Below are 24583 nucleotides of genomic sequence, written 5' to 3'. Positions count from 1 at the left end.
AAAGGACAGCGAGTGGACAAACGACAAAGAGAGGATGACCCATCATGTGCGGAATAACCGGTTTTATACAATGGAGCGGCGACTTAACCCAGGATTCGCAGATCCTTGTCAAAATGACTGAAACGATGTCGGATCGCGGACCGGACGCTTCGGGAACATGGATCTCCAATCCATGCGCCTTCGGCCACCGCCGTCTGAGCATCATTGACCCCGAAAACGGCGCACAGCCCATGATCGTTCATGATGATGATGATGTGTATGCGATTTGTTATAACGGGGAGCTATATAACGCGGCCGAGCTGCGGAGCGAATTGGTCAAAAGAGGACATCACTTCCGGACCCATTGCGATACGGAAGTTCTTTTGGTTTCATACATCGAGTGGGGGCCGGCCTGCGTGGACCGGTTCAACGGCATTTTTGCCTTTGCCATCTGGGACAGCGTCCGGGAGCAGGTGTTTATGGCGCGGGACCGCCTGGGCGTTAAGCCCCTGTTCTACGCCTACATCGACGGCACTTTAATATTCGGCTCTGAGCCCAAAGCGCTGCTGCAGCATCCCAAAATGGAGCCCGTGGTCGGCCCGGAAGGGCTCGCCGAAGTGTTCATTATCGGCCCGGCGCGGACGCCGGGACAGGGCGTCTATAAAGACATGAAGGAGCTGCGGGCAGGGCACGCGATGATCTTCAGCCGCGACGGGCTGCGCAGTTACGCCTATTGGCGTCTGGACAGCCACATCCACGAAGACAGCGTGGAGGAAACAGCGGCCAAGCTGCGCGAGCTGCTGCAGGATACGCTGGAGCGGCAGCTGGTTTCGGACGTTCCGGTCTGCACGCTGCTGTCCGGAGGGCTGGATTCCAGCGCCCTGACGGCCCTTGCCGTTCAGTATTATAACCGGACCAACCAAGGGCAGGTCCACACCTATTCAGTCGATTACGTCGGCAATGAGAAGCATTTCAAATCGCATGCCTTCCAGCCGGGAGCCGACGCTCCGTTTATCCAGCGGATGGTGGAGGAACTCGGGACACAGCACCATTACATCGAATTTGATACCCCCGAGCTCGTGGAATCGCTGAACGCCTCCACCCTGACCCGGGACCTGCCCGGCATGGCGGACGTAGACGGCTCGCTCTACTTATTTTGCCGTGAGATCAAAAAAGGGGCTACGGTAGCCGTCTCCGGCGAAGCGGCCGACGAAATTTTCGGCGGCTATCCCTGGTTTCACCGCGAGGAAATGCTGAATTCCGGCACGTTCCCTTGGTCGGTCGCACCCGACATGAGGGCCAGCCTCCTGTCTCCCGAAATCCGCGAATGGATCCGTCCGCTGGATTACCTGGGGGACCGTTACGCCGATGCGGTACGGGAGGTTCCCAAGCTGCGCGGCGAGACCGGCCAGCAGGCCAAAATGCGGGTCATGTCCTACCTGAACATCACCCGTTTCATGCCGACGCTGCTGGACCGCAAGGACCGCATGAGCATGGGCGTCGGCCTCGAAGTACGTGTGCCTTATTGTGATCACCGGCTGGTCCAGTACGTGTGGAATATCCCTTGGGAAATCAAAATGACCGGCGGTCGGGAAAAGGGCATTCTACGAAAGGCACTGGAAGGCGTGCTGCCGGACGACGTGCTCTACCGCAAGAAGAGCCCGTATCCGAAAACCCACAATCCGGATTTCCTTGCCGCCGTCAAGCAGCAAATGCTCGACATTCTGGACGATCCGTCCGCCCCGATCCTGCCGCTGATCGACAAGAACAAAATTCTCGAGATCGCCGCCTCCCCTGAGGCCTCCTCGAATCTGCCATGGTTCGGCCAGCTGATGTCGGGGCCGCAGCTGTTTGCGTACCTGGCCCAGGTCAACAACTGGTTGAGAACCTACAATGTGGCCATTCGTTAACGTAAAATGAACATGCAAAAAGGGTATCCGACAGGCTCGAGTCAGCCGGATACCCTTCTGTTTGTTCACCGCGGTGCATGCGTGCTTCACCCTAGCCCACGTTAACCTGCCGGGCGCTTTTTCCGACAGATTCCCCTTTGATCAGCGTGACGTAGATGCGCTCATGCTCCACTTCCTCACCGGATAAAATCTTGATCAGCTGCTCCGACGCCAGCGCCCCCCATTTCCGTTTGGAGTAGTTGATGGTCGCCAGGCGCGGCTGCATGTAGCTCGTCAGCTCAATATTATCGAAGCCGATCAAATGCACATGCTCCCCGATCCGGTAATCGGTCTCCGCCAGCCGATTGCAAAAACCGATGGCCATTTCGTCATTGAGGCAGAACACGGCCGCCGGGCCGGTATACTCACCGATGACCCGTTCGGCGGCGCGTTCCCCTCCGCTTTTCTTGAAATCGCCGGGGATCTCGATCCACTCCACATCTTCCGTGCGGTCCGCCACCATTTTGACCGCCTTCATGCGCTGAATGGAGTCAAACGAGTCATCAGGCCCCGTCACGATGTAAATCTTCTTGTGGCCCTGCTCGACCAAAAATTCGGTGGCCAGCGTGGCCCCTGCCTTATTATCCAGCAGCACCTGATTGATGTTGGGATGCTCGAGCTCCCGGTCCAGCACGACGATTTTGTGGTTCCGCTCGGCATATTTGAGCAGCTCGGCGTTCGTAAACGCATGGTCCAGAATAATGGCTCCGTCGATCATCCGCTCCGGAAGCATCCGGTGGGCCTGCTTGCCGCTGCATACGATCAGGTCGTAACCCTGGGCGTTGCAGACCTCCTTCATCCCGTCGAGCAGGTCGCCATACACGTCCCCCTTAAAATCCGTCAGAAATACCCCGATGATCCGGGACTCCCGCTTCTTCAGCGATCTCGCGGCCGCGTTCGGCACATAGTTCAGTTCCTTGGCGATCGCCAAAATTTTCGAGCGGGTTTCATCCGTCACCTTGCTGCTGCCGTTCAGGGCATATGATACCGTCGATATGGAAACCCCGGCTTTTTTAGCGATATCCTTAATACTAACCAATGTTCCTCGCTCCCCCGTATCAAACCATTGCTAGGTCCAAAATTATCCATATTCCAGTTCTCATGGAAAAGGGCGATCCGTGAAGATCGCCTTAAACTGCTACATAAAAATCTCAACCACATTGTGGCCGTCCGATTTCATTCCCCGCTCGAACACGTCCTTCGAAATCCGCAGTCCGCCCTCGCGGTACGGATTGCTCAACGCCGAAGCTTCCAGCTCCCGGCCGTTCAGCTTCACGCGGCGCTCGCCGGTGCCGTTCAAATGGTAAATGAAGGCCACGTCCTGACCGTCGTAGCGGAAGTCGAAGCGCAGGCCGTCCAGCTTCTGCGGCAGCACCGGATCCACGATGAGGTCCTGCTGCTCCTGGCGGATGCCCAGCGCGTTCGAGATCAGCTGATTCATGTAGATCCCCGGGCCGCTGGAATATATACGCCATCCGCCCTTCACCTGCACGCTGCCGCTGCGCAGCTCATCAAAATGCGCCTGCGCGTCATAACGCGTGTTGAACTTGCCGTCGGAGCTGCTGAAATAAGCGTTGCTTTGACGCAGCTCGGCATTCGGCACGACATTGCGGATGCCGACCGGGTTGATCACGTTGAGGCCGTTCCATACATCATCCGCATGCCCGAGCTTCGCCATCGCTTCAATGAAGCGGATATGGGCGTGAACATACTGCAGGCCCACTTCGCGCCCGAAGTTCGACGCCTGCTCCGCCCGTTTGAAGTGGGTGCTGACGCCGCCGGCATACTGGGCCGGACGGTTCATGAGACGGACGCCGTCTGGGAAGAAGAGCTTCTCTTTGATCAGCTCATAATGCGCCTTCGCGCGCTCCGGATCCAGCAGCTCTGCAATCATGCTCCGGGTCATCGGCAGCAGGCGGTACTGAATGCCGGTCTCTTCGTCGGTCGGATGGAGCATCAGCTTCACCTCGTCCGGATTTTCCATATAGAGGAACCCAGGAATGACTTCCGTTCCGAGCATGTATTTTTCGTAATCGCGCTTGATTCCCTGCGCCATGTCATGAAGCTCCGAAGCCAATTCCGGCTTGGCGGATTTCAGGGCCCCCGACAGCTGTGTCATCGTCTGGTACGTCAGGGCGACGGTCCAGCTGCTGACCATATACTGCTTCAACTGGGCGTTGGCCGGCTGCAGTGTATCGTCCCAGTCTCCATCCCCATAAGAGGACAGATGGGTATCATGCAGGAAGTGGCTGCGAATGTAACTGATCTCCTTGTACACGTGATCCAGAATCGTGGCTGTTTCTTCGGTAAAATGGAACTTGTGCTTGACCGTATACGGAACCTTCTCCTCGAGAATGCCGAAGTCTTCGGTCGCCCGCAGGTAATCGCTGAGCACCTTCAGCGGCCATACGATGATATCGCCGTGGCTCTCCTCCTGCTGGACGGTAAAGTAGTTGTCGAACATAAACCACTGCGGCCAGTTGCCGTCGTCTTCGTACTGGTGGGAGTACACCATTGTCAGAATGTCGCGGACCTGTTCGAATTTTTGCGTCGCCATAAAGTACTCGGTCGGCCCCTGGCAGACGTCCCGCGTTCCCCAAGCCGCGCCGCCGTACTGTTCCAAGCCATGCGGCACCGAATAATGAACCAGCATATTATGGGTGTACCACCAGGCCAGTGCATTCACTTTGAAAAAGTCCTTGCCTTCCGTGCTATCTCCGCCGGTTAAGCGGAATCCGTTCATCACGTCCCGGAAGAACTCCCGGTACTTCGCGATTTCATCTTCTGCGCTGCGGTTAGCCTCAGGAAGGTCTTCCCCGTCCAGCAGCCCCTGCATCGTCAAAGTCCACTCCGAGACAGCATCCAGCTTGAGCGTCACGACCGACGATTCCCCAGCCTGAATGCCGCTTGCGAGTGCCGTTTCATCGCTAACAACCGCCTTGGCGCCGTCGATCCGCATGGTGTATTTCAGGTGCGGATAGGCTTCCTTCCGGAGTGCATCCTGGGCGCCGTGGAACGTCAGCACACCCGCCGATTCCGTCATGCGGACCGGCGCTCCGAACTCGTTGACGTCCATGGTGACCTGGCTGGTCACCAGGAATTCATACGCTTTGCCGCTCTCCGAGCGCACATGAAGGCGTACTTCAGGCACATCTGCCGCCGCGAAATTGGTGATCACCAGCATGTCATCCGCCGTTTTGTAATACCAGCGCACATAGTTGAAGCCGATCTCGAACAGGGACGGCATCGTCAGGAGTCGGTACACTCCTTCGATGTTTACGTATATCCGCTGTCCCGCCGTCTTCGGCACGTTCAAGGCGCTGCGGGCATTGCTCATCATTTTGTTGAAGTTGGTATTGCCCACCACCAGATGGGAGTTGAAAATGCCGTACATATAAGAAGTCGTCGTCACGACTTTGGCGCCCAGCTTCACGCTGCCGCCGCTCATCAGGATATGCCCGTGCGGACGCTCCACCCGCAGCTCCTTCTCCTTCAGTACGACATGCTCATAGGTGTCGGTAAAGAACGCAAGAAGCTGTCCGTTCTCGGTTTCCTCTTCCTGTCTTCCGGCTGCCGGGAAAAGGGTTTCGAGCTCCTCCGCGGTAAGCGGCAGGGTGCGCAGCGGTTCGCCGATCTCCGGATTCAGGCGGACCTGCGGCAGTTCATGCAGCGGTCCGTCCGCAGCGGCCAGATTTGCCTGCACCTGATCCCAGGCTTTCAGCACCTCGTCCTTGAATTCCAGCTCGGTTACCGCAGCCGCATGATCCGGCTTGAACAGGCCGTAGAACACGAAGCGTGCTTCCCCGTCCAGCGTTACCGCTTCGGACTGAAGCGCCGTGTAGGCAAACTCGTATTGATAGACCTCGTTCGCCAATTGAGGCTGGCTGAGGCATGCCGGCACGTTCGTTTCTTTATAAGACAGGCCGAAGAACTGGAAGCCGTCCGTAGAGAACCCCGCGGCACGCGTCAGCGAACCCTGCTGTATGTAAGGGAACGCTCCGCCCTGCGGCTGGTTTTGGCGCGAGCACACCACATAGCCGTGGTCTTTGTCTTCGAAGACGGTATGGTCGATATATTGGGACAGGTACGCCTCGTTGCTGCGAACGGCGCCCGGATCCGCGTCCCCGATATCCTGGCCGTAAACAACGTCGATCTTGAGGCCCTGCCCGGTCGCCCGGACGTCCCAGAACCATACGCCGAGCGGACTGAGCGCAAACGTCACGCTGTACGCTACCCCTTCGGCTTCGCCTGTCCAGACGATACGTCCCTCGCCTGTGCTGACCCGGCTGTCCGAACGGATGCCGAGCAGAGGGTAGAAGCGGATGGCAGAATCGTCATGGATGCGAAGATACAGATTATTTAAAGCCCCATCGAGCGGGCTGCTCATCAGCTGGTTGATCATCGTTTTGCCGCTGACGGCTTGGAACAGGTCGCCGCTTTCCCAGAACGTAAAGGACAGATCGCCGGCCTGGACGTGAAGCTTGGAATTCGTAATGGTTGTCATAGTTGTTCATCCTCCTATCCCGGAAGCCGGCCGGAACCTGTCCGGTACGGCTTCGAGGCAGCTTTTACAGTATTTTTCATCCTGCATCGTCTTGTTGGTCAGCTCTCTCCAAGGCCATGCGCTGTTCTTTGTGTACGCGCATGGCCGTCTGTTCATCTAAACCAGCCGGAACGACTCAGCAAGGGTGTCCCGGCTGTTCGGACCGACAAACACCTGGAACGTTCCCGGATCGCTGGCTTGCGTAAGGTCGGAATGATGATAACGAAGCTGTTCCTCCGTGATCGTAAAGACCGCATCCGCGCTTTCGCCGGGAGCAAGCTCGAGACGTACGAAGCCTTTCAGCTCGCGCATCGGACGGACCACTTCACCGGCCACGTCGCGGATATACAGCTGAACCGTTTCGATCCCTGTGCGATCCCCGTTGTTCGTTACGTTCACGCTGACCTGAAGCGGCTGATTGGCCGTTATCTCGTTTCCGGACAATTTCAGCTCGCCGTATTCAAACGTCGTATAGGATAGGCCGTATCCGAACGGAAGCAGCGGATCATTCGGACTGTCGATATATTTGGACACATACCGTTCTTCCGTTTTGTCCGGATTCATCGGACGGCCGGTATTGTAATGGTTATAATAGACCGGAATTTGACCCACCGAATGCGGGAAGGACATCGTCAGCCGGGCCGAAGGATTCACGCGCCCGATCAGAATGTCGGCGATCGCGGCTCCGCCTTCGCTGCCCGGGAACCAGGCTTCCAGGACGGCATCCGCTTCGTCAATGATTCCGTGCAGGTCCAGCGGGCGGCCGTTGAAGATCACCGCAGCCATCGGCTTGCCGGTCTTCTTCAGCTGCCGCACCAGCTCCAGCTGGGCTTCCGGCAGGCGGATGTTCGTGCGGGACCCGCCCTCCCCGCTCATGGCCGAATCTTCGCCAAGGGCGAGCACGATCACGTCCGCGTCTTGAGCCGCGGTGATGGCAGCGTCAATCTGCGATTGCTCCACGCTTACGACGCCGGAGCCTTCGGCAATGACCAGCTGTCCCTCAGCCAGCCGCTCCTGCAGCGCGGTTCCGAGCTTCACGGCGTCTTCCTTCACGCCGACGCAGGACCACCAGCCGAGGATGTCGTCGCTCTGGGCGAACGGCCCAATCAGGGCAACCTTCTTCCCAGACGCAAGCGGCAGCAGGCCGCCTTCGTTTTTCAGCAGTACGCTCGATTTGGCTGCCAGCTCGTAAGAAACGTTTCGATGTTCCTGACAGAACAGCACTTCGCGCTCACGCTCCGGATCGGCTCCTCGCAGCGGATTGTCGAACAACCCGAGCTTGTCTTTCAGCCGCAATATCCGCAGCACCGCTTCGTCGACCAAGGCTTCGTCCACGCGTCCGCTCTCGATGAGGCCCGGCAGATGCTGTACGTAACAAGGGGTCATCATCTCGATATCCACGCCGGCCCGGATCGCCCGGTAAGCGGCCTCGCAATCATCCTCCGCCGCGCCGTGCGCGATCATTTCGCGGATCGACGCCCAGTCCGAAATCAGGACGCCGTCAAATCCCCACTCATCGCGGAGGATGCCGCGCATCAGCTTCTCATTGCCGGTAGCCGGAATGCCGTCCACGGTATTGAACGACGTCATGACCATCTCGCAGCCTTCGTCCAATGCCGCTTTATAAGCCGGCAGATACTGCTCCCGCAAATTGCGTTCCGACATGTTGACCGTGTTGTAGTCGCGTCCCCCTTCAGGAGCGCCATATGCGGCGAAGTGCTTCACGCAGGCAGCCAGCCGCTCCGGCTCATCCTTCAGGCTCCCGCCTTGATAGCCGCGGACAAAAGCGCGGGCAAACAGGCTGTTCAGGTACGGATCTTCGCCGGTCGTCTCCATGACGCGTCCCCACCGCGGATCGCGCACCAGATCGACCATTGGTGCAAACGTTACATGAATGCCGGATACCGCCGACTCTCTCGCGGCAATTTCGGCGCTCTTCTCGGCCAGCTCCGTATCCCAGGAGCATCCGATCGCCAGCGGGATCGGAAAGATCGTTTTGAAGCCATGCACCACATCGGCCATGAACATCAGCGGAATGCCGAGCCGGCTTTTGCTTAAATATGATTTCTGCACGTCGATGACCGACTGGGCTCCCGATAACCCCAGAACGGAGCCGCTGGCGGTCACCATCGATTCGGTGATCCCCATTTCCTCAAGCGGTCCGGTAATTTGGCTTTCGCCGCCTTCATGAAAATTGGCGGTCAGCTGGAGCAGCTGCGCAATCTTCTCCTCCAGCGTCATCTGATTCAACAGTTCGGTTAACTGCCGGTTGTCCATTCCATTCCCTCCACAACAAAGTCGTATGATGATCCAGGCCTTCCGGACACGAATGGTCCGGCTCTTTCAGACCCTTTCTCCTTTCTCAGGAGCTTGCACAAAACCTGGCTGACAAGGGCAGCAAGGATGAAACCCGTCCTTGGCGCTTATCTTTTGTGCAAATTCCTCATGAAGAAAAGCGTCTATCGATGTACATTTGCGTTCTTTAATCGTTATAAGAATCTATGTCTCCTCCCTGTGGCCAGGCCGGCCTATTTATAATAGAAGAAACCCGGCCCGGCACCACCGTGGAAGAGAAGAACCCGGCTGCATCAAAATGTGCTGCACACCGGGTTCCTTAGACTCGGACTGCGTATAATGCTCAGTTCTTATCCTTATTTCAGAACGATCTGTTACTTGGCAAATTTGCTGTTCAGTTCATCCAGAACCGGCTGAACGAGGGACTGTTTGCTTTGTACCCATTTCTTCCAGTTTGCTTCCAAATCGCCGCCTTGCAGGATCAGGTTCGCATACTCGTTCTGGTAATCGAAGGATGCCTGGCTCTTCGCTTTGGAATCGTACAGCTGCACATCCCAGTCGTAAGTTGCCAGCTTGCCGCCTTCGCTGCCCAGTTTCGCTTTCTCTTTAAACAGCTCAACGGCGCGGTCACGGTATTCCTTCTTGATTGCAGGGTTCACGATACTGAAGTCGTCGCCCAAAATGTACAGTCCTTCAAAACGTGCCGGATATTTGTCTTCCAGAGTCGTTCCTTCCGGAAGCAGGCTGACCGGCTCTTTGTTCTCGTCGTACTTCCAATCCTTGCCCTCAAAGCCCATGTTCAGGAGCATTTGTCCTTCTTTGGTCGTCGAGTAATCGATAATATCCATGATGCGTTCGAACTTCTCTTTGCTGATGTTCGGCGAGAAGATCAGCGCAGACCAGAAGTTCGGCTGCTCCAGGTTGCGGTATTTGCCGTCGTCACCCAGAACGATCGCCGTATGGACGAGGTCGTCGCTGCTTACGCCCAGGTTCTTCTGCATGTTCTTGTCCATATCTTGTCTGTACGAAGCCAGACCGCCCAGGGACATCATCGCGGCAACGCCTTTAACTCTGAAGTTGTCGCTGCCTTCGTTGTTTTTCCAAGTGTAGAATTCCGGATTAAGCAGGCCTTCTTTGTACGCTTTCTGCATCAGCTTCAGACCGGTCAGCGTCTCCGGATCGGCTGGTCCCCAATGGAACTTGCCGTCTTCTCCTTTGTAGAACGCCGATTCCACGCGGGAGTGCTCACTGTTGGCCATGATGATGTTGGTCAAAGCGTCATCCGCTGTGTATGAGATCGGAACGAGCTTGGAGCCCAGCTTCCCTGGGTCTTTCTCTTTGACCAGTTCCGCATAATGGATCAGTTCGCTTGTGGTGTATGCATCTTTCAGTTCAAACCCGACAGCTTTGGCCCAGTCTTTGCGGATCGCAATGACGCCGATTTGGTTCACAAGCGGATCAGCCGGTTTGTTCTGGTAGTACACCGGTTTCGGCAGAATGTAAGTACCGCCTGTCAGCTCTTCCAGCTTGTCGCCGAGGCCGGTCAGCTTGTAGGCCGCCGCCACATTCGGCCAGCGCTCTTTCCAGTCATCCGGGAATTTGTAGAGCAGTCCTTGATCGACATAGTTCATGAAATCGCCGTGCACGTAGTTCCAGCTGGCCACGTCAGGCAGGTCGCCGGAGTTGATCCACAAGCGGAGTTTTTCCGGCCAGGAATCCCACTGTACGTAGTTGTAATCCCACTCGACGTTGAATTTGTCCATCCAGTACTTGTGGAACTCGTTGTCGAGCACACCGTCTTTTACTTCCGTGGTCTGCGCGACGGAAATTTTTAATTTGTCCTTGTAGTTCCCGTCCGCGTCTTTTTCGTTGCCGCCGGATGATGCCGTGTCTTTCCCGCAGGCAGTCACCGTCAGCATCACCGCCGACAGCGCAACGGCCAGAAGCGGTTTGAACAGCTTTTTGGTGTTCATGTTTTTTCCCCTCTTTTGATCAGATTTTTTGTGGTAAAAAAAATCTATTGTGTAATCAGGTCTTGATAGCCCCTGTTAACACCCCTTTGGCGAAGTGCTTTTGCAGCATCGGGAAGAAGCACATGATCGGCACCATCGATACGAAGACCGAAGCCATCTTCATTCCCGTGGAAAAACCGGATTTGTTCAGGGCGTCCACGCTGGCCGCATTCGAAACGTTTGTCGACGATTCGACGATGATGGTCCGCAGGACGTTTTGCAGCGGAAGCATTTCCGCTTTTCGCAGGAAGATCATCGCATCATACCATCCGTTCCAGAAGGCCACGCCGTAGAACAGCGTGATGGTCGCCATAATCGGCGCCGCGAGCGGAAGGACGACGGAGAACAAGATGCGCCATTCGCCCGCCCCGTCGAGCCTCGCGGATTCCATCAAGGACTCCGGCAGGCCCTGGAAGTAGTTCATCATCAGGATCATATTGAAGGCACTGAAGCTTCCTACCAGGATGACAGACCACAGGGAACCGGTAAGGTGCAGCGATTTCATGACCAGATACAGCGGCACAATCCCGCCGTTAAAGATCATCGTGAACAGGACGAGGAAGAAGATAAACTTTTTCCCCGGGAACTTGTTGCGGCTGAGGCCGTAAGCCATCGTGCTCGTCAGGAACAAGCTCAGCGGCAGGCCGACCACCAGAATTTTAATGGTGTTCCAGAAGCCCGTCAGCAGCCTGCCGTCCTCGAACAGCGCACGGTAGGCGTCCAGCGTCGGATGCTTCGGCCACAGCATCATCGGATTATCGGCATACTCCTTCTGTGAGGCGAGCGAAATCGCGATCACGTTCAGGAACGGAATCAAAATAATTAAAGCCAACACAATCAGCACGATAAACATGATGTAATCGAGAAGCGTCATTTTACCGACCCGGTATTTATGCCGTTTCTCAGCATGCGTACTCATCTCTCTAACACTCCTTTCCTAACGGAACAATCCGTCTCCGCCCATCAGTTTGGCCACGCGGTCCGCAGCAAGCAGCAGAATCATGTTCACGAGCGAACGGAACAAGCTGACCGCCGTCGAGAACGAGAAGTCCGTCGAAGACTGGAACGTGATCCGGTAAATGTACACGTCGAGCACCTGGGACACGTTCTGCGTCGCCGCATTCGCCAAGTTGAAGATCTGGTCGAAGCCGGCGGACATCAGGCCGCCCACGTTCAGGATGAACATGACCGTGACGGTCGGCAAAATGTTCGGCAGCGTAATTTTGAAAATTTGCTGCATCCGCGAAGCGCCGTCGATCTGCGCCGATTCGTATTGGTCCTGGTCGATCCCCGAGATAGCAGCCAGGAAGATGATGGCTCCCCATCCGGTGGATTTCCAGATGTCCGTCAAAATCAGCATCGGCAGGAACATGGGCTCGGAGCCGAGGAAGTTGATCGTCGGAAGTCCAAGAAGCTGCAGCGCGCTATTCAGCAGGCCGTCATAGGAAAGGACGTTGATCACGATCCCCGAAACAATGATCCACGACAGGAACTGTGGAAACGTAAAGATCGTCTGGAACAGCTTCTTCGTCTTCCGCATCCGGAGCTCATTCAGCAGGAGCGCCAGCAGAATCGGGAACGGGAAGGTGATGATCAGCTTGATAATGTTGATGTACAGTGTTCTCCACACCGCTTGGGCAAACGTCGGGTCGCGGAATACATACTTGAAGTTCTCCAGGCCGACCCAAGGGCTGCCCCAAATTCCCATGTTGGCTTTGTAATGCTTAAACGCGAGCGACAAGCCGCCCATCGGCAGATAAGCAAACAGGATCAGCCAGATGATGCCGGGAATAAGCAGCGTATACGTCATCCGGTGCTTCCAAATTTCCGTAAACAGATTACCGGTTTTGGAACGCTCCTTTGCATTTTTGTTCGGCCCTAAGGCTGCGGGTTTCAATTGGCATCTCCTCACTATTCTTGGGTCTTGTCTTCAAACAGAAAATCAAAAGCGGTCTTTAAATGCTCTTCCCAAAAGAGCCAGTCATGCGTTCCCGGTCCCTCAACGTACCGGAAATCGAACGGGCTGTTCTCCATGCTGGCGGCAAACTGCCGGTTCATTCCGACGAACGGATCCTCCGATCCGCAGCAGCACAGTACCGGCGGCAGCCTTCGGCCCTCTTCGATCAATTTCGCGGACAGCGCATACACATCCTGATCCGGCTTCACCTCAAGCTCCGGTCCGAAAACGGCCTGCATCTCCCTGCGCATCCCTTCCGGCATCGCCGGGTCATTCAGACGCTGACGGATGTCGGTCACGCCCGAGAAAGATACGACTTTGGCGTACCGCTCCGGATAGGTGAGCGCGCATTTGAGCGCTCCGTAGCCGCCCATCGACAATCCCGCGACAAACGTTCTTTCGGGATCGGTATTCAAATGCAGCAGGCGCCCGCACAGCTCGGGGAGCTCCTCCGTGATGTAGTGAAAATAGTCCAGCCCGTAAACCATGTCGGTATAAAAACTTCGTCCTGCTTCCGGCATGATCACCGTACAGCCGTGCCTCGCCGCGAACATTTCCACGGTCGTCAGGCGGTGCCAGGTGCTGGCGTTGTCCCCCGCTCCGTGCAGAAGATACAACGTGCTTGAAGTGGGGACGCCGGTATCCACCGGAGAGATCACATGGATGCTGGTCGTCATCCGCAGCGTAGGCGAGCCGGTATCGATCGTTAGATGCGCCATATGTAACCCCTTTCATTTCAGTTCGACTGCTCTATCGTGTTGTCCGCCTTAGTCAGCAGCAGCCCCCTTTCGGGAAGCCGGCCCGGCTGAGCCGATAACGGACAGTTTCGGCCCGTCATTGGTTCTTCTGATCGCCGATTGCGTTCCAGCCTAAGCAAGATCCGATTCAGCCTCATCGGGCGTTATCGGTAGATGCCGCAGGAGCGTCAAAGGCGATGAAAGCGATTTTTTCGAATCGTTTCGATTAACATCATAAGCCCGTTGTCTAAACCTGTCAACAACCTTTTTTACAAAGGCCCAGCGAACTGTATTTTTGTGCAAATCCTTGATCTCACTTACGTTAATGCGACAAAATCCCTAGCGGACGGCAAATGGTAACCGCTTACAAAATAGAGTTGACAACATAAAGTAATCTGTAATAATCTCAAGATTAATGAGTCAATGTGGAAACGTTTCTATAAATTTCATCCTATTCCTGACGGCTGTAGCATAAAGGCATATGCAGTAACCCGTTTCAGCCATAGGGATCAAGCGGAAGGAAGGCTTAACGATGACATTTCAAATCGGCGGTTTTGTCGATAACGCAGGAAGCAGGAAACTAAACGTTTTATCCGTCCGGGTGCTGCAAAATGGGCAGCTGCTGGGGCTCTGGGACCGGAATGGCGACGCCCGCCGGCTTCAGCATTCGGTCAGCAAGTCTTTTGCAAGCATGGCGGTCGGACTTGCCATCGCCGAAGAAAAGCTGACGCTGGATGCACGGTTAAACGATTTTTTCCCGGATTATGGAAAATCGGTGAAGGATTCGGCCTATCCACCGGGAGAGCTGACCCTCGGTCATCTGCTCCGGATGGCTTCCGGCCACGATGCGCCGCCGCTCTGGGCGGAAGAGCGGGAAACGCTGCAGGAGAAGGATTGGGCAAAATACTATATGTCCCTGCCTTTGGACCGGATGCCCGGCGAGACCTTCACGTACAGCAGCGGCGATACGTTTATGATCTCGGCCATAGTTCAGGCAGCCGTCGGGGAGACGGTGCGCGATTATTTGGTGCCGCGGCTGTTCGAGCCGCTCAGCATCCGGGATGTCCGGTGGGACACGTCGCCGCTGGGCGTCACGCTCGGCTGCACCGGGCTGTGGATCAGCTGCGAAGAACTGAGCCGGTTCGGCCAGCTGCTGCTGCAGAAGGGGCGATGGCAGGGCGTCCAGCTGATCCCGGAGGCATGGATCGGCGAGGTTACGCGGAGGCAAATCGACACGCCGGGAACGGCGGACTGGGGGGCGGGTTACGGCGGCCAATTCTGGATGTGCACGCACGGAGCGTACCGCGCCGACGGCATGCGTGGACAGTTCTGCGTCGTCATCCCGGACAAAGAGGCCGTGATCGCCATCAACAGTGACGAGGATGATATGCAGGGCATTCTCGACGCCGTCTGGGCGGATATTTTGCCCCAGCTCTAAGCGTGTTACATTTTCGTGACATGTCAGAAAATACAACAAAACGGTGCATCCTCTTAGGCGAGGAGAGCACCGTTTTTGCTTGCTTGGGGGTGAGGAATCTGGACCATTCGTATCTGTCATTCCCTTAAGAAATGACCCCTTTGGACAAAATCAGGTTGCCGTACAACGCACGTTCTCCGGTCGCCACAACCGCGTAGGCTTTCTTCGCGCGTTCATAAAATTCGAAACGTTCCAATTCGGTGAACTTGATGTCTTCCCCTTCCGTCTCATGCACGATCTTGCGGTATACTTCCCACACCGGCGTTTCCACCGGATCTCCCGGCACCACCTGCATCAGCATGACGGGGTACTCCACGTACCTGTTCAGGGGCAGCAGCTCAAGCGTAGCCTGAAGCAGCTCGGGAATGCCGTGGCCGTCCGCTCGGACCAGCCGCTTGGCCAGACTGGCGGAAGGGAAATTTCCGTCGGCGAATACGATCTCGTCCCCGTGCCCCATTTCGCTTAATATTTTCAACAGCTCAGGAGACAGCAATGCAGAAATTCCTTTCAACATGACAAAAACCTCCTATTATGTTCCCACTTGGGGTGTCCTGAAACATAATACGACACGCGGCAGGAATATCCTTCCTGAAATAATTTTTACAATCGCATGAAGCTACCGGATACACTGCCGTTGTATAATAGTGGAAAATGAACCCTAACACGAAACGGAGGATTTGTCGTCCATGAAAAAGACCTGGCTGCTTGGCTTCGGATTTTTCAGCATCAGCATCACCTGGGCGCTGTACAATGCGTTTGTTCCGTTTTTCCTCGATCCGTATCTGAAGAGCGCCGCGTGGATCGGCTTCATGATGACCATCGACAACTATTTCGCCCTGTTCCTGCAGCCATGGATCGGCAACCGGAGCGACCGGACCGTCTCCCGTTTCGGCAAGCGGATGCCCTACCTGCTTATCGGGATGCCGCTCGCTGCCCTGTTCGTCGTCCTGATCCCCTTTCACACCAGTCTGCTGACGCTGGTCCTGTTCATGATGCTGATGAACCTGGCGATGAGCCTCTACCGCTCGCCAACGATCGCGCTCATGCCGGACATCACGCCGGAAGGGAAGCGGACCAAAGCCAACGGCGTCATCAACTTCATGGGCGGCGTAGGCGGCATTCTCGCGTTTGCCGGCGGATCGCTGCTGTACAACCAGAACCGCTCCTTCCCGTTTATCGCCGCGGCGGTCATCACCCTGCTGTCGCTGTGGATCCTGTACCGCTTCGTCCCCGTTCGGGGAAGCGGTTCCACACCTTCCTCCGCGCCGCAGGAAGGAAGCCGGATCAAGCTGCGCGGCGAGCTGGACCGGACGACGGTGCTGCTGCTGATCGCCATCTTTTTCTGGTTCGTCGGGTATCAAGGCGTCGAATCGTTGTTTACGCTTTACGGCAAGCATCATATGGGGCTGCAGGAAAGCGCCGCTTCCTTCTCCCTGACCTTCTTTTCGCTGTTCTTCGTTCTGTTTGCCATCCCGAGCGGCTGGCTCGGCAACCGGTACGGGAAGAAGAAGATCATCCTGACGGGCGTCGCCGGCCTGTTTCTCGTGTTCGCGGCCGTTCCGTTCATCGGGACCGTGGGACCGCTCCGCGTGCTGCTTGCCCTCGGCGGCATCTTCTGGGCGTGCATCAATATTAATTCCTATCCGTTCATCGTATCGACCGGAAGCGAAGCGAGCATCGGAACCCGAACCGGACTGTATTACCTCGTGTCCTCCCTGGCCGCAATCACTTCGCCGCCGCTGCTCGGGCTGATCATCGACCAGTTCGGCTACGCCTCCTTGTTTGTCGTCGCGTCGGCCAGCCTGCTGATCGCTCTGCTGTTCCTGACGATGGTCCGCCATGACGGCAAAACGGCCGGCGCAGGGTCCGAGACGGCGACGCTAAACGGATAAACAGATGGCGTATGACAAAAAAACATCCGCGGCTGACGAAGCCAAGCGGATGTTTTTTTGCTATATGCGAATTGTCAATACCTGCTACACCAGCAGGTCGGCGACCACCGGAAAATGGTCGGACGGCATTTTGCCCTGGCGGTGGTCGGTGATCACGCCAAAATTGCGCACCCGTACCCCGCGGGTCACGAAAATAAAATCGATGGCGCTCTCGAACTCGAGACCATGCTCCTCGCCCGAGTTCAAATACGCAGGGAACAGCCGCGCGGCCGTTTCCCGGGAGTCAAAGCCTTGGAAGGTGAATGCCGGGCCGAAATGGCGGTAATCCGCACTGACCGCCGCATCACGCAGCAGAGCCCCGCCCTCTTCGTCGCCGCAGAGGACGCGGTAGGCTTCCGAATCGCTGGTGACGTTGAAATCCCCGGTCAGCACCGCGGCGCCCTTTTCCACCAAGTCCCGGATCCGGCTTTTGATCAAATGCGCGCTCTGCTTGACCGCCTCCACACCGATGTGATCAAAATGAGTGTTCAGATGGATAAATTCTTTTCCCGTATATGTATCTTTGAACCGGCACCAGGTTACCATCCGGGTGCAGGCTGCGTCCCAGCCTAATTTGCCCGGCTTCTCCGGCTCTTCGGACAGCCAGAAATGTCCGTGCTCCAGCGGCTCCAGCCGCTGCTTTAGGTAAAAGATGCAGGCGTATTCGCCGTCCTGCTTCCCGTCCTCCCGGCCGGCTCCGATCCAGCCGTACTCCGGCAGACGCTCTTCCAGATCCGTCAGCTGGTTATGCAGCACCTCCTGCATGCCGACCAAGTCGGCGCGGTGGAAGCGGACGATTCCGGCAACCAGGTCCCGCCGGCTGTTCCATGTATTCTCGCCTTCCTTGTCATAGTCGTTTTTGATGTTATACGACATGAACCGGAGCTCCATCTCCGGTATGGCTGTGTTGCTCACATCAACACCTCATTTCTCAAAGTTTGCGCACGCCCATTCTACCATAATCCGCCGGAAAGCGATCACAAAATTTGGTTAAAGGTACGATTCATCCCCTTCAGACGGGTTCACAGCTTTGATATGATCGTGCTCTGCTTTGCGGGATCTCCTAGGTGGGACGTCAATACAGGACACGGCGAAAAGGCCGCCCCTTGGATCAGGTAGATCCAAAGGAGCAGCCTTCAGCGGAATCATCTTTATTTATGGGGCCAGCTTGGCCATCAGGCTGCGGAGCGCCGCTCCGCGGTGGCTGATCGCCTGCTTTTCCTCCATCGTCAGCTCGGCCATCGTTTTCCCGTATTCGGGAAGATAGAATAGCGGATCGTACCCGAAACCGCCCGAGCCGGCGCGGTCGGCGGTAATCCAGCCCTGAACCGAGCCGGAGGCCTCAATGAAGCCGCCCGTTGCCGGATCATACAGTATCAGCGTGCAGACAAAGCTCGCCGGGCTGAGCAGTGAATCCTGAACGTCCGCGCCCATCTTTTTGTCCTCCAGCATTTGCAGCAGCTTCTCGTTGTTCTGCTCATCCGTGGCATGCTCACCCGCAAACCGGGCGGAGTACACGCCCGGACGGCCTTCCAGCTCGTCAACGCATAAGCCGGAATCATCGGCCAGCACCGGAAGCCCGAGGGCATCGCCTACGGTTTTGGCTTTCTTCAGCGCATTCTCCGCAAACGTGTTCCCGTCCTCCACTACATCCGGGATGCCGGGATAGTCGAACATGCTTTTCACCTGTTTGCCCAGCGGGGCGAAGGCATGCTCAAACTCCTTGACCTTCCCTTTGTTCTTCGTCGCCACAATAATCGTATCGCCCGCCGGAATCATGCTAGGCCTCTCTTCCGGCTTGTCCCGAGCCGATCATCAGCGCAATGGGGCCAAGAGCTTCCTTCTGCTTGGCGATCAGCTCGCGGATGCCCTGCTCTCCAAGCTTCAAGAGCTCATCAAGCTCCTGCCGTGTGAACGGGCTTTCCTCGCCGGTTCCCTGCAGCTCAACGAACGCGCCGCTGCCGGTCATGACGAGGTTCATGTCCACCTTCGCCTTCGAATCTTCCTCATAATTCAGATCAAGCAGCGGCTCTTCACCGACCACCCCGACGCTGACCGAAGCCAGAAAGTCGGTAATCGGGAACACCGGCAGCTTGTGCTGCTGGGCGATTTTGTTGATCGCAATGGCCATCGCCACAAACGATCCCGTAATCGACGTCGTGCGGGTACCTCCGTCTGCCTGAATGACGTCGCAATCCAGCGTGATGGTCCGCTCGCCCAGCGCCTGCAAATTCACAACGGAGCGTAGCGCTCTGCCGATCAGCCGCTGAATTTCCATCGTACGTCCGCTGAGTTTGCCGCGCGCGGCTTCCCGCTGGTTGCGGGATTGCGTCGCCCGGGGCAGCATCGAATACTCCGCCGTTACCCAGCCTTTCCCCTGTCCTTTCAAAAAAGGAGGAACCTTCTCGTCCACCGTGGCGGTGCAAAGGACTTTGGTGTCCCCCATTTCAATGAACACGGAGCCTTCCGCGTACTTGTTTACGTTCACTGTCAAATTCATCGGCCTAAGCTGATGGCTGCTGCGTCCGTTTGATCTCATCATTTCTGCCTCCTACTTCGTTCGCATCCTGTTTAAGCAACCTTTATTTTACCAAAATGGAGGGATAAAAACACCCTGAGCTGCCCTTAAAGCGGGATTTCGTTAATATAATCGGGGCGTGTGACCGGCTGGCTGTAGTCCAGATTGTCGGTTCCGACGACCTTGGACTCCCCGTTCAGCTCGATTTTGACCTTAGGATTCCCCGCGTTTTCCGCCACCGTCAGCACGACGGACTGGAGCATTTCGGTCGGTACCGCATCGCCTTCGGCGAACATGTCTTCCTTCAAGGATACCGTTACCGTGCCATCCTTCTCCTTCTTCACGGACTGCAGCTGCGTCTCGTCGGTCATGACTTGTTCCAGGCCGTCTGTCTCCTGCGGACCGCGGATCAGTTCGGCGAGTGCCGACTGCAGCGCGTCCTGTCCCGGTTTGACAAGCCGCGTTACCGGAACGTAATACTGGATGCCGGCCGGCGATGCCGCCGAGAAGTAAACGGTGACTGGCGACGAATTCGTCAGCGTGGCCCCCTGCCCGACTTCCAGATTGATGCCCATGCTCCGGCTGAGCGGCTGATCCAGCGGAGTGCCCCCTACAGGCATTTCCGACAGCTTCTTGCCGTCAACCCACAGCTGGACCTTTTGCACATCCGCATTACCGGTCAGGGTCCAGGCCAGTGATTCGAGAATTTTGCGTTCATCCGGCGCTTTGTATTTTGTGAATGCACTGTTAAACTCGACAACAGCCAGCTTGTTATCCTTGTCCACCGTGACCTTCTTGACCTCGGTTCCTGCAGGCAGGACGCCCGTGAAGCCTTCCGGAATATATTTGGCATAGGCACCGCCGGAGACGAGCGTTTCCACCGACAGCTGAACCGAAGTTTTATCCTTTACTTCCGGCAGACCGAGGGTGACGGGGGCAAGCATCCCGTTCCCGTCCGCCAAATACACGGTCGTCGGGGTGCCGGTGAGCTCGGCCTTAGCCTTGGCGCCTGTGGTGCCTGTGCCGTCCGACATATTGAGCATCTGCTCCTCGACCGCCTTCGGCGGCGCATCGATGTCTTCCGAAGCCGAATGGGTCCCGAACAAACCGCAGCCGGACAGGATAACGGGAACGGCCAGCAATCCGGCGGCGGAAATGCCGCGAATTTTGTTAAGCTTGGTCATAAGTCTGGTTCCTCCTAATCATTTTGTACAGTTTGTACTACCATGTATACGAGCCCCCTTCCGAAAAAATAACAGCCGGTCCATATTAATTTTATTCAGGCCCCTCGCGCCTACCCTGCTGCTTGAGGATGCGTCAAAATGGGCATAACTGGACAAAGATATACTGCAAAACATACAATCAAATTGCGTGAAGTTACATACTACTTGGATGACGGGGTGACGTAATGAGTGAAGCAAATGAGGCAAAGCAAGCAAAAATTCCATACAGCTTAAACAGTAAAAAGGTATCCGAAGCGACGCGGGAATGGCTTCATAACCGGGGCGTGAGGGTGGAGGAGATCGCCGAGCTCGTTATGCTGCTGCAGAAAAAGTACTATCCGAACCTGACGATGGAGGAATGCATCCTGAACGTGGAGAAAGTGCTGAGCAAGCGCGAGGTGCAAAACGCGGTGCTGACCGGCATCCAGCTCGATATGCTGGCCGAGCAGGGCAAGCTGCTCTCCCCGCTGCAGGACATGCTGGAAAATGACGAGAGCCTGTATGGCGTCGACGAAGTGCTGGCCTTTTCCATCGTGAACGTATACGGCAGCATCGGCTTTACGAATTACGGGTATATCGATAAGCTCAAGCCCGGCGTGCTGGAGCGCCTGAATGACAAAAGCACCGGGGAAACCCATACGTTCCTGGACGATATCGTCGGCGCGGTCGCCGCGGCGGCCAGCAGCCGGATCGCGCACGGCAAGCAGGCGGAGAAGGAAACGGGAGACGGGCCTGAAGAGGTTCGGCTTCCCGAAGATCACTAAAACATCTTTCATCATTGAGGAGAGCTGATTCGTCAGCCCTCCTCTTGTCATTTGGCGAGGAAAATAACGCAGAAGGTTCGGAGCCGGACTAATGCAGCGCTCCGAACGCAAACAAGGACGGCCTCTTGGCCGTCCTTCCCGCTCTTCCTGCCGCTATGTAACGGCGGCTTCATATCGGAAGATGCCGTCTTCACCCGGCACCTTCCTGACCTGGCCGCGCCGCTCCAGCTCCTGCGTATGCGCCAGCGTCTCGCACATGGCGAAGCGCATCTGGTGAATGCCGAGCGCGGTGCCGAACAGGGCGGTGCACAGCTCAAAACCGGTCGCCGGCCCTGCCTGAATCCGTCCCAGCACCCGAACCAGCCGCTCTTCATGATGCTGCAGGAGCGCCTCAAGCCGGGCTTCAACATGGTCAAACGGATTCCGGTGTCCCGGATAGGCCCGTTTTACCTGGAAGCCCTGCAGCTTCCTGAGCCCGTTCAGAAACGAATGCAGCGGCTCAGGATCGCTTCCGGGCAGCAGGCTGACGTTCGGGGAGATCTGCGGCAGCACCGCATCTCCGCACAGCATGACCCCGCTCTCCTCATGCAGCAGCGACATATGGCCTGGCGCATGGCCCCACGTTTCGATGGGGGTCCATCGCCGCCCGCCCATCTCCAGCGGCTCCCCTTCGGTCAGCGGCAGCGCCGAAGGCAGCGGCTCCACCTGCGGGAAGAAGCTCTCCAAATGGGCGGGCAGCTGGCTTGTCCATGCCTCCGGCATGCCATGCTGCCGAAACAATAGCGGCAGGTCGTCATTCATCGTGGATGCCTCGCCCCACATCCGCTGCATTTCCTCCGCCGCCCGCGCGGACATCCGGACCGGGCAGCCCGCCTTTTCCTGGAACCACCCCGACAATCCCAAATGATCGGGATGATGGTGCGTAAGCACGACCGACTCCACGTTCCCGAAAGGGATGCCCAGCTCATCCAATGCCTTATTCCAGGCAGCTTCATTCTCCGCGGTCCGCGGTCCCGGATCGATCACCGTAATCCCGCCTGAAGGCCCCCGCAGAATATAGCTGTTTACCCAGCGCAAAGGGTATGACATCGCCATCTTTACCTGAATGATGCCGTCTTCGTAGTGCGTAATCTCGGGTATATTCAATGCCCCGTCCTTCTTTCATTTATGCTTTCTCTTCTTGCGGGCGCCGTCCCACAAAAATCATCCGCTGTGAGCGCCCCTCGTCATAATCGACTCCCTCATTATAGCCGCCGTACACTTCGTCTGTCATGAGCCCGGCTTCCCGCAGCATTTCCTCCAGCCGGCCGCGCGTGTACAGCTTCACCCGCTCGTGATACTCCCGTGTGCCCTTGGTGCCGTACATATCCGATATGGAGATGTCCTTGATGACAAAATCCCCTTCGATTCGGCGCTTCTCCACGATCCGCTGCCCTTCCTCCTCCCGATCCGATGCCGGAACCAGATGTCTCCGGACATAAGGAGAGTTCATGAAGTCGATGATAAACCACCCTCCGGGTTTCAGCATTCGGCAAATCTCCCGGAGTACCTTGAGCTGCTCCCCGTCCTCGCGAAAATACCCGAACGACGTAAACAGATTGACGACGGCGTCAAACCCGCCTTCCAGCGGAAGCTCACGCATATCGGCCTGCCGCCATTCCACCCGCTCCTTCGTGTCCAGCCTCCGGGCCTCCCGCAGCAGTACGTCGGAGAGGTCAACCCCGGTGACGCGGTAGCCCGCGTCCACCAGTGCGAGGGAGTGTCTGCCTGTTCCGCAGCACAAGTCGAGCACCTGCGCCCCTGGCGGCAGATCCAGCCAGGAGATCATCGTCTTGACCTCCCGGGCTGCCCCTTCGATGTCACGGTGCTTATATACCAGGAGATAATCCTCTCCAAAGCTTTTTTCATACCAATCCTTCATCCTCTGCGTCATCCTCCTGTGTATGTGAGTCGGTTCCATGAATTATTACATTCAAAAAGGACGGTTGAAACCAGCCGGCTGCCAGCCTGTACCCGCCGTATGCAGTATAGGATTCGACGCACCATGGGATTGTATGAATCGAGCCGATATAGGACTGTCCCGGTTTACGACTCAGGCATATATTCATGCGATAGAATCGAATACAGCCAGGAATTCGCAAAGCCTCCTTTATTCGTCGGCATATGCTCGCGGAGATAGCCCTCCTTTTGCATGCCGATCTTCTGCATGACCCGCTCGGACCCGATATTTTCCGGGCGGCAGGTCGCATAAATCCGGTGTACTCCCAGCTGCCGGAAACCGAATTCCAGCATCGCCTTCGCGCATTCCGAAGCATAGCCTTGGCCCCAATGATCCGCATGGAAGCAATAGCCGATTTCTCCGTTCGAGCCCGAGACGTTGATTCCGCAGCCGCCGATCAGCTCCCCGTCCGTTTTCCGGATTACCGCCCACTCGTAATGGGTCCTTGGCTCTTTCTGCTGCATCGCCTCCATGCCTGCGACATAGTCCTTCGTTTCTTCCTCGGTATTCGGACCCCAAAGGGTATAACGGGTAACTTTGGGATCTGATGCGTACCGGTGTACGCTCTCCCAGTCTTCCGGCACAAACTCGCGGATGACCAGCCTGTTCGTCTCCAGCCTCATTTCATGTCTCCTCCTTCGAACCGCATTGAATGAATTGAATCCAGATTAATCCATCTGCCTTTCGGTGTCGACCCCCTTAAATGAAAAGCATTAGGAGAGCTGCCACAGCCGCCATCATTTGCCGAAATATAGCGGAAAATAATGCGGAACCCGGCCCATATTGCGACAAACCTTTTACCAGACTGGTGATATAGTAAATATGCACTAATCATAGTGTTTTAAAAATTGGAGGGATTAGATATGGAACATTTGGAATTGGACATCTTGATGGCTGACGAAGAAGCAGAACAGGAAGAGCAGATCGACGACATCGAAGAAGAAGATGAAGAGGCGGAAGACGAGGAAGAATCCGAATTCGTAGAAGAGGCGGATGAGGACGAAGACGAAGAAGCCGAAGATGAAGAAGACGACGAAGAAGCTTAACTGGCAACACAATCCCTTCTCCCAGATACACAGAAGCTAATCCAACAGACCTGTTCAGCGATGAACAGGTTTTTTGATTTCGATCGCAAAAATAGAACGAGCAGGCCGTCCTCCCCTTTCAAGGAATCAGCCTGCTTCTGTTCAGCCGTTCAA

Annotated in this window: 20 protein-coding genes; 5 read left to right on the top strand and 15 right to left on the bottom strand. The window is 56.4% G+C overall.

Going from position 1 to position 24583, the window contains the following annotated elements; all coding sequences use genetic code 11:
- The first annotated feature begins 44 nt into the window (after positions 1-44).
- On the top strand, positions 45-1889 hold the full coding sequence (gene asnB / locus K2F33_RS15045; RefSeq protein WP_263882122.1) for an asparagine synthase (glutamine-hydrolyzing): 1845 nt from the start codon (positions 45-47) through the stop codon (positions 1887-1889).
- A gap of 91 nt (positions 1890-1980) precedes the next feature.
- Here the strand turns inward: asnB and K2F33_RS15040 are convergent, their stop codons facing one another.
- The 7 genes from K2F33_RS15040 to K2F33_RS15010 form a co-directional block, all read right to left on the bottom strand.
- Positions 1981-2967, bottom strand: coding sequence for a LacI family DNA-binding transcriptional regulator (locus K2F33_RS15040; protein WP_089548407.1), 987 nt, complete (start codon positions 2965-2967; stop codon positions 1981-1983).
- Between the two features lie 99 nt (positions 2968-3066).
- A complete protein-coding gene (locus tag K2F33_RS15035) occupies positions 3067-6432 on the bottom strand; it encodes a GH36-type glycosyl hydrolase domain-containing protein (protein ID WP_263882121.1) in 3366 nt (1121 codons plus the stop codon).
- A 156-nt stretch (positions 6433-6588) separates the two neighbouring features.
- A complete protein-coding gene (locus tag K2F33_RS15030; RefSeq protein ID WP_263882120.1) occupies positions 6589-8748 on the bottom strand; it encodes a glycoside hydrolase family 3 N-terminal domain-containing protein in 2160 nt (719 codons plus the stop codon).
- A 392-nt stretch (positions 8749-9140) separates the two neighbouring features.
- On the bottom strand, positions 9141-10739 hold the full coding sequence (locus tag K2F33_RS15025) for a type 2 periplasmic-binding domain-containing protein (RefSeq protein ID WP_116234190.1): 1599 nt from the start codon (positions 10737-10739) through the stop codon (positions 9141-9143).
- Positions 10740-10794: 55 nt separating this feature from the next.
- On the bottom strand, positions 10795-11697 hold the full coding sequence (locus K2F33_RS15020; protein WP_076174223.1) for a carbohydrate ABC transporter permease: 903 nt from the start codon (positions 11695-11697) through the stop codon (positions 10795-10797).
- Between the two features lie 18 nt (positions 11698-11715).
- Positions 11716-12675, bottom strand: coding sequence for an ABC transporter permease (locus tag K2F33_RS15015; RefSeq protein WP_076174221.1), 960 nt, complete (start codon positions 12673-12675; stop codon positions 11716-11718).
- Positions 12676-12689: 14 nt separating this feature from the next.
- A complete protein-coding gene (locus tag K2F33_RS15010) occupies positions 12690-13454 on the bottom strand; it encodes an alpha/beta hydrolase (RefSeq protein WP_089548411.1) in 765 nt (254 codons plus the stop codon).
- A gap of 550 nt (positions 13455-14004) precedes the next feature.
- On the opposite strand from K2F33_RS15010, the gene K2F33_RS15005 reads away from it, so the two are divergent.
- Positions 14005-14910, top strand: coding sequence for a serine hydrolase domain-containing protein (locus K2F33_RS15005; protein WP_263882119.1), 906 nt, complete (start codon positions 14005-14007; stop codon positions 14908-14910).
- Positions 14911-15034: 124 nt separating this feature from the next.
- Here K2F33_RS15005 and fucU read toward each other — a convergent pair whose 3' ends face one another.
- Positions 15035-15463 carry an L-fucose mutarotase gene (gene fucU / locus K2F33_RS15000; RefSeq protein ID WP_163881484.1) on the bottom strand — a complete coding sequence of 143 codons (429 nt, stop codon included), beginning with the start codon at positions 15461-15463 and terminating at the stop codon, positions 15035-15037.
- Positions 15464-15635: 172 nt separating this feature from the next.
- Between fucU and K2F33_RS14995 the strand changes: the two genes are divergently transcribed.
- Complete coding sequence (locus K2F33_RS14995) at positions 15636-16841, top strand: SLC45 family MFS transporter (RefSeq protein WP_145029194.1); 1206 nt, start codon at positions 15636-15638, stop codon at positions 16839-16841.
- 84 nt (positions 16842-16925) lie between these two features.
- Here the strand turns inward: K2F33_RS14995 and K2F33_RS14990 are convergent, their stop codons facing one another.
- The 4 genes from K2F33_RS14990 to K2F33_RS14975 form a co-directional block, all read right to left on the bottom strand.
- The gene (locus K2F33_RS14990) at positions 16926-17795 is read right to left on the bottom strand and encodes an endonuclease/exonuclease/phosphatase family protein (RefSeq protein WP_263882118.1); all 870 of its coding nucleotides are present in this window, start codon (positions 17793-17795) and stop codon (positions 16926-16928) included.
- Positions 17796-18035: 240 nt separating this feature from the next.
- On the bottom strand, positions 18036-18659 hold the full coding sequence (locus K2F33_RS14985) for an XTP/dITP diphosphatase (RefSeq protein WP_212971248.1): 624 nt from the start codon (positions 18657-18659) through the stop codon (positions 18036-18038).
- A gap of 1 nt (position 18660) precedes the next feature.
- Positions 18661-19422 carry a ribonuclease PH gene (gene rph, locus K2F33_RS14980; protein ID WP_076174210.1) on the bottom strand — a complete coding sequence of 254 codons (762 nt, stop codon included), beginning with the start codon at positions 19420-19422 and terminating at the stop codon, positions 18661-18663.
- An 83-nt stretch (positions 19423-19505) separates the two neighbouring features.
- Positions 19506-20582, bottom strand: coding sequence for a GerMN domain-containing protein (locus K2F33_RS14975; protein ID WP_076174208.1), 1077 nt, complete (start codon positions 20580-20582; stop codon positions 19506-19508).
- A gap of 224 nt (positions 20583-20806) precedes the next feature.
- Between K2F33_RS14975 and K2F33_RS14970 the strand changes: the two genes are divergently transcribed.
- Entirely contained in the window at positions 20807-21385 is a 579-nt protein-coding gene (locus K2F33_RS14970) for a phosphatidylglycerophosphatase A family protein (protein ID WP_076174206.1), read from the top strand.
- 153 nt (positions 21386-21538) lie between these two features.
- Here K2F33_RS14970 and K2F33_RS14965 read toward each other — a convergent pair whose 3' ends face one another.
- The 3 genes from K2F33_RS14965 to K2F33_RS14955 form a co-directional block, all read right to left on the bottom strand.
- Positions 21539-22531, bottom strand: a complete 993-nt coding sequence (locus K2F33_RS14965) for an MBL fold metallo-hydrolase (RefSeq protein WP_263882117.1) — start codon at positions 22529-22531, stop codon at positions 21539-21541.
- A gap of 19 nt (positions 22532-22550) precedes the next feature.
- Positions 22551-23306, bottom strand: a complete 756-nt coding sequence (locus K2F33_RS14960) for a class I SAM-dependent methyltransferase (protein ID WP_263882115.1) — start codon at positions 23304-23306, stop codon at positions 22551-22553.
- A gap of 164 nt (positions 23307-23470) precedes the next feature.
- Positions 23471-24007: a GNAT family N-acetyltransferase gene (locus K2F33_RS14955; protein WP_263882114.1), complete on the bottom strand. Its 537-nt coding sequence runs from the start codon at positions 24005-24007 to the stop codon at positions 23471-23473.
- Between the two features lie 240 nt (positions 24008-24247).
- On the opposite strand from K2F33_RS14955, the gene K2F33_RS14950 reads away from it, so the two are divergent.
- On the top strand, positions 24248-24430 hold the full coding sequence (locus K2F33_RS14950) for a hypothetical protein (protein ID WP_186320366.1): 183 nt from the start codon (positions 24248-24250) through the stop codon (positions 24428-24430).
- Positions 24431-24583: the final 153 nt, after the last annotated feature.

Source organism: Paenibacillus sp. PSB04, from assembly GCF_025809195.1.
Taxonomy (GTDB): domain Bacteria; phylum Bacillota; class Bacilli; order Paenibacillales; family Paenibacillaceae; genus Paenibacillus_AQ; species Paenibacillus_AQ favisporus.
Note: the sequence above shows the minus strand (reverse complement) of the source record. Positions and strands in the feature narration are given on the sequence as shown.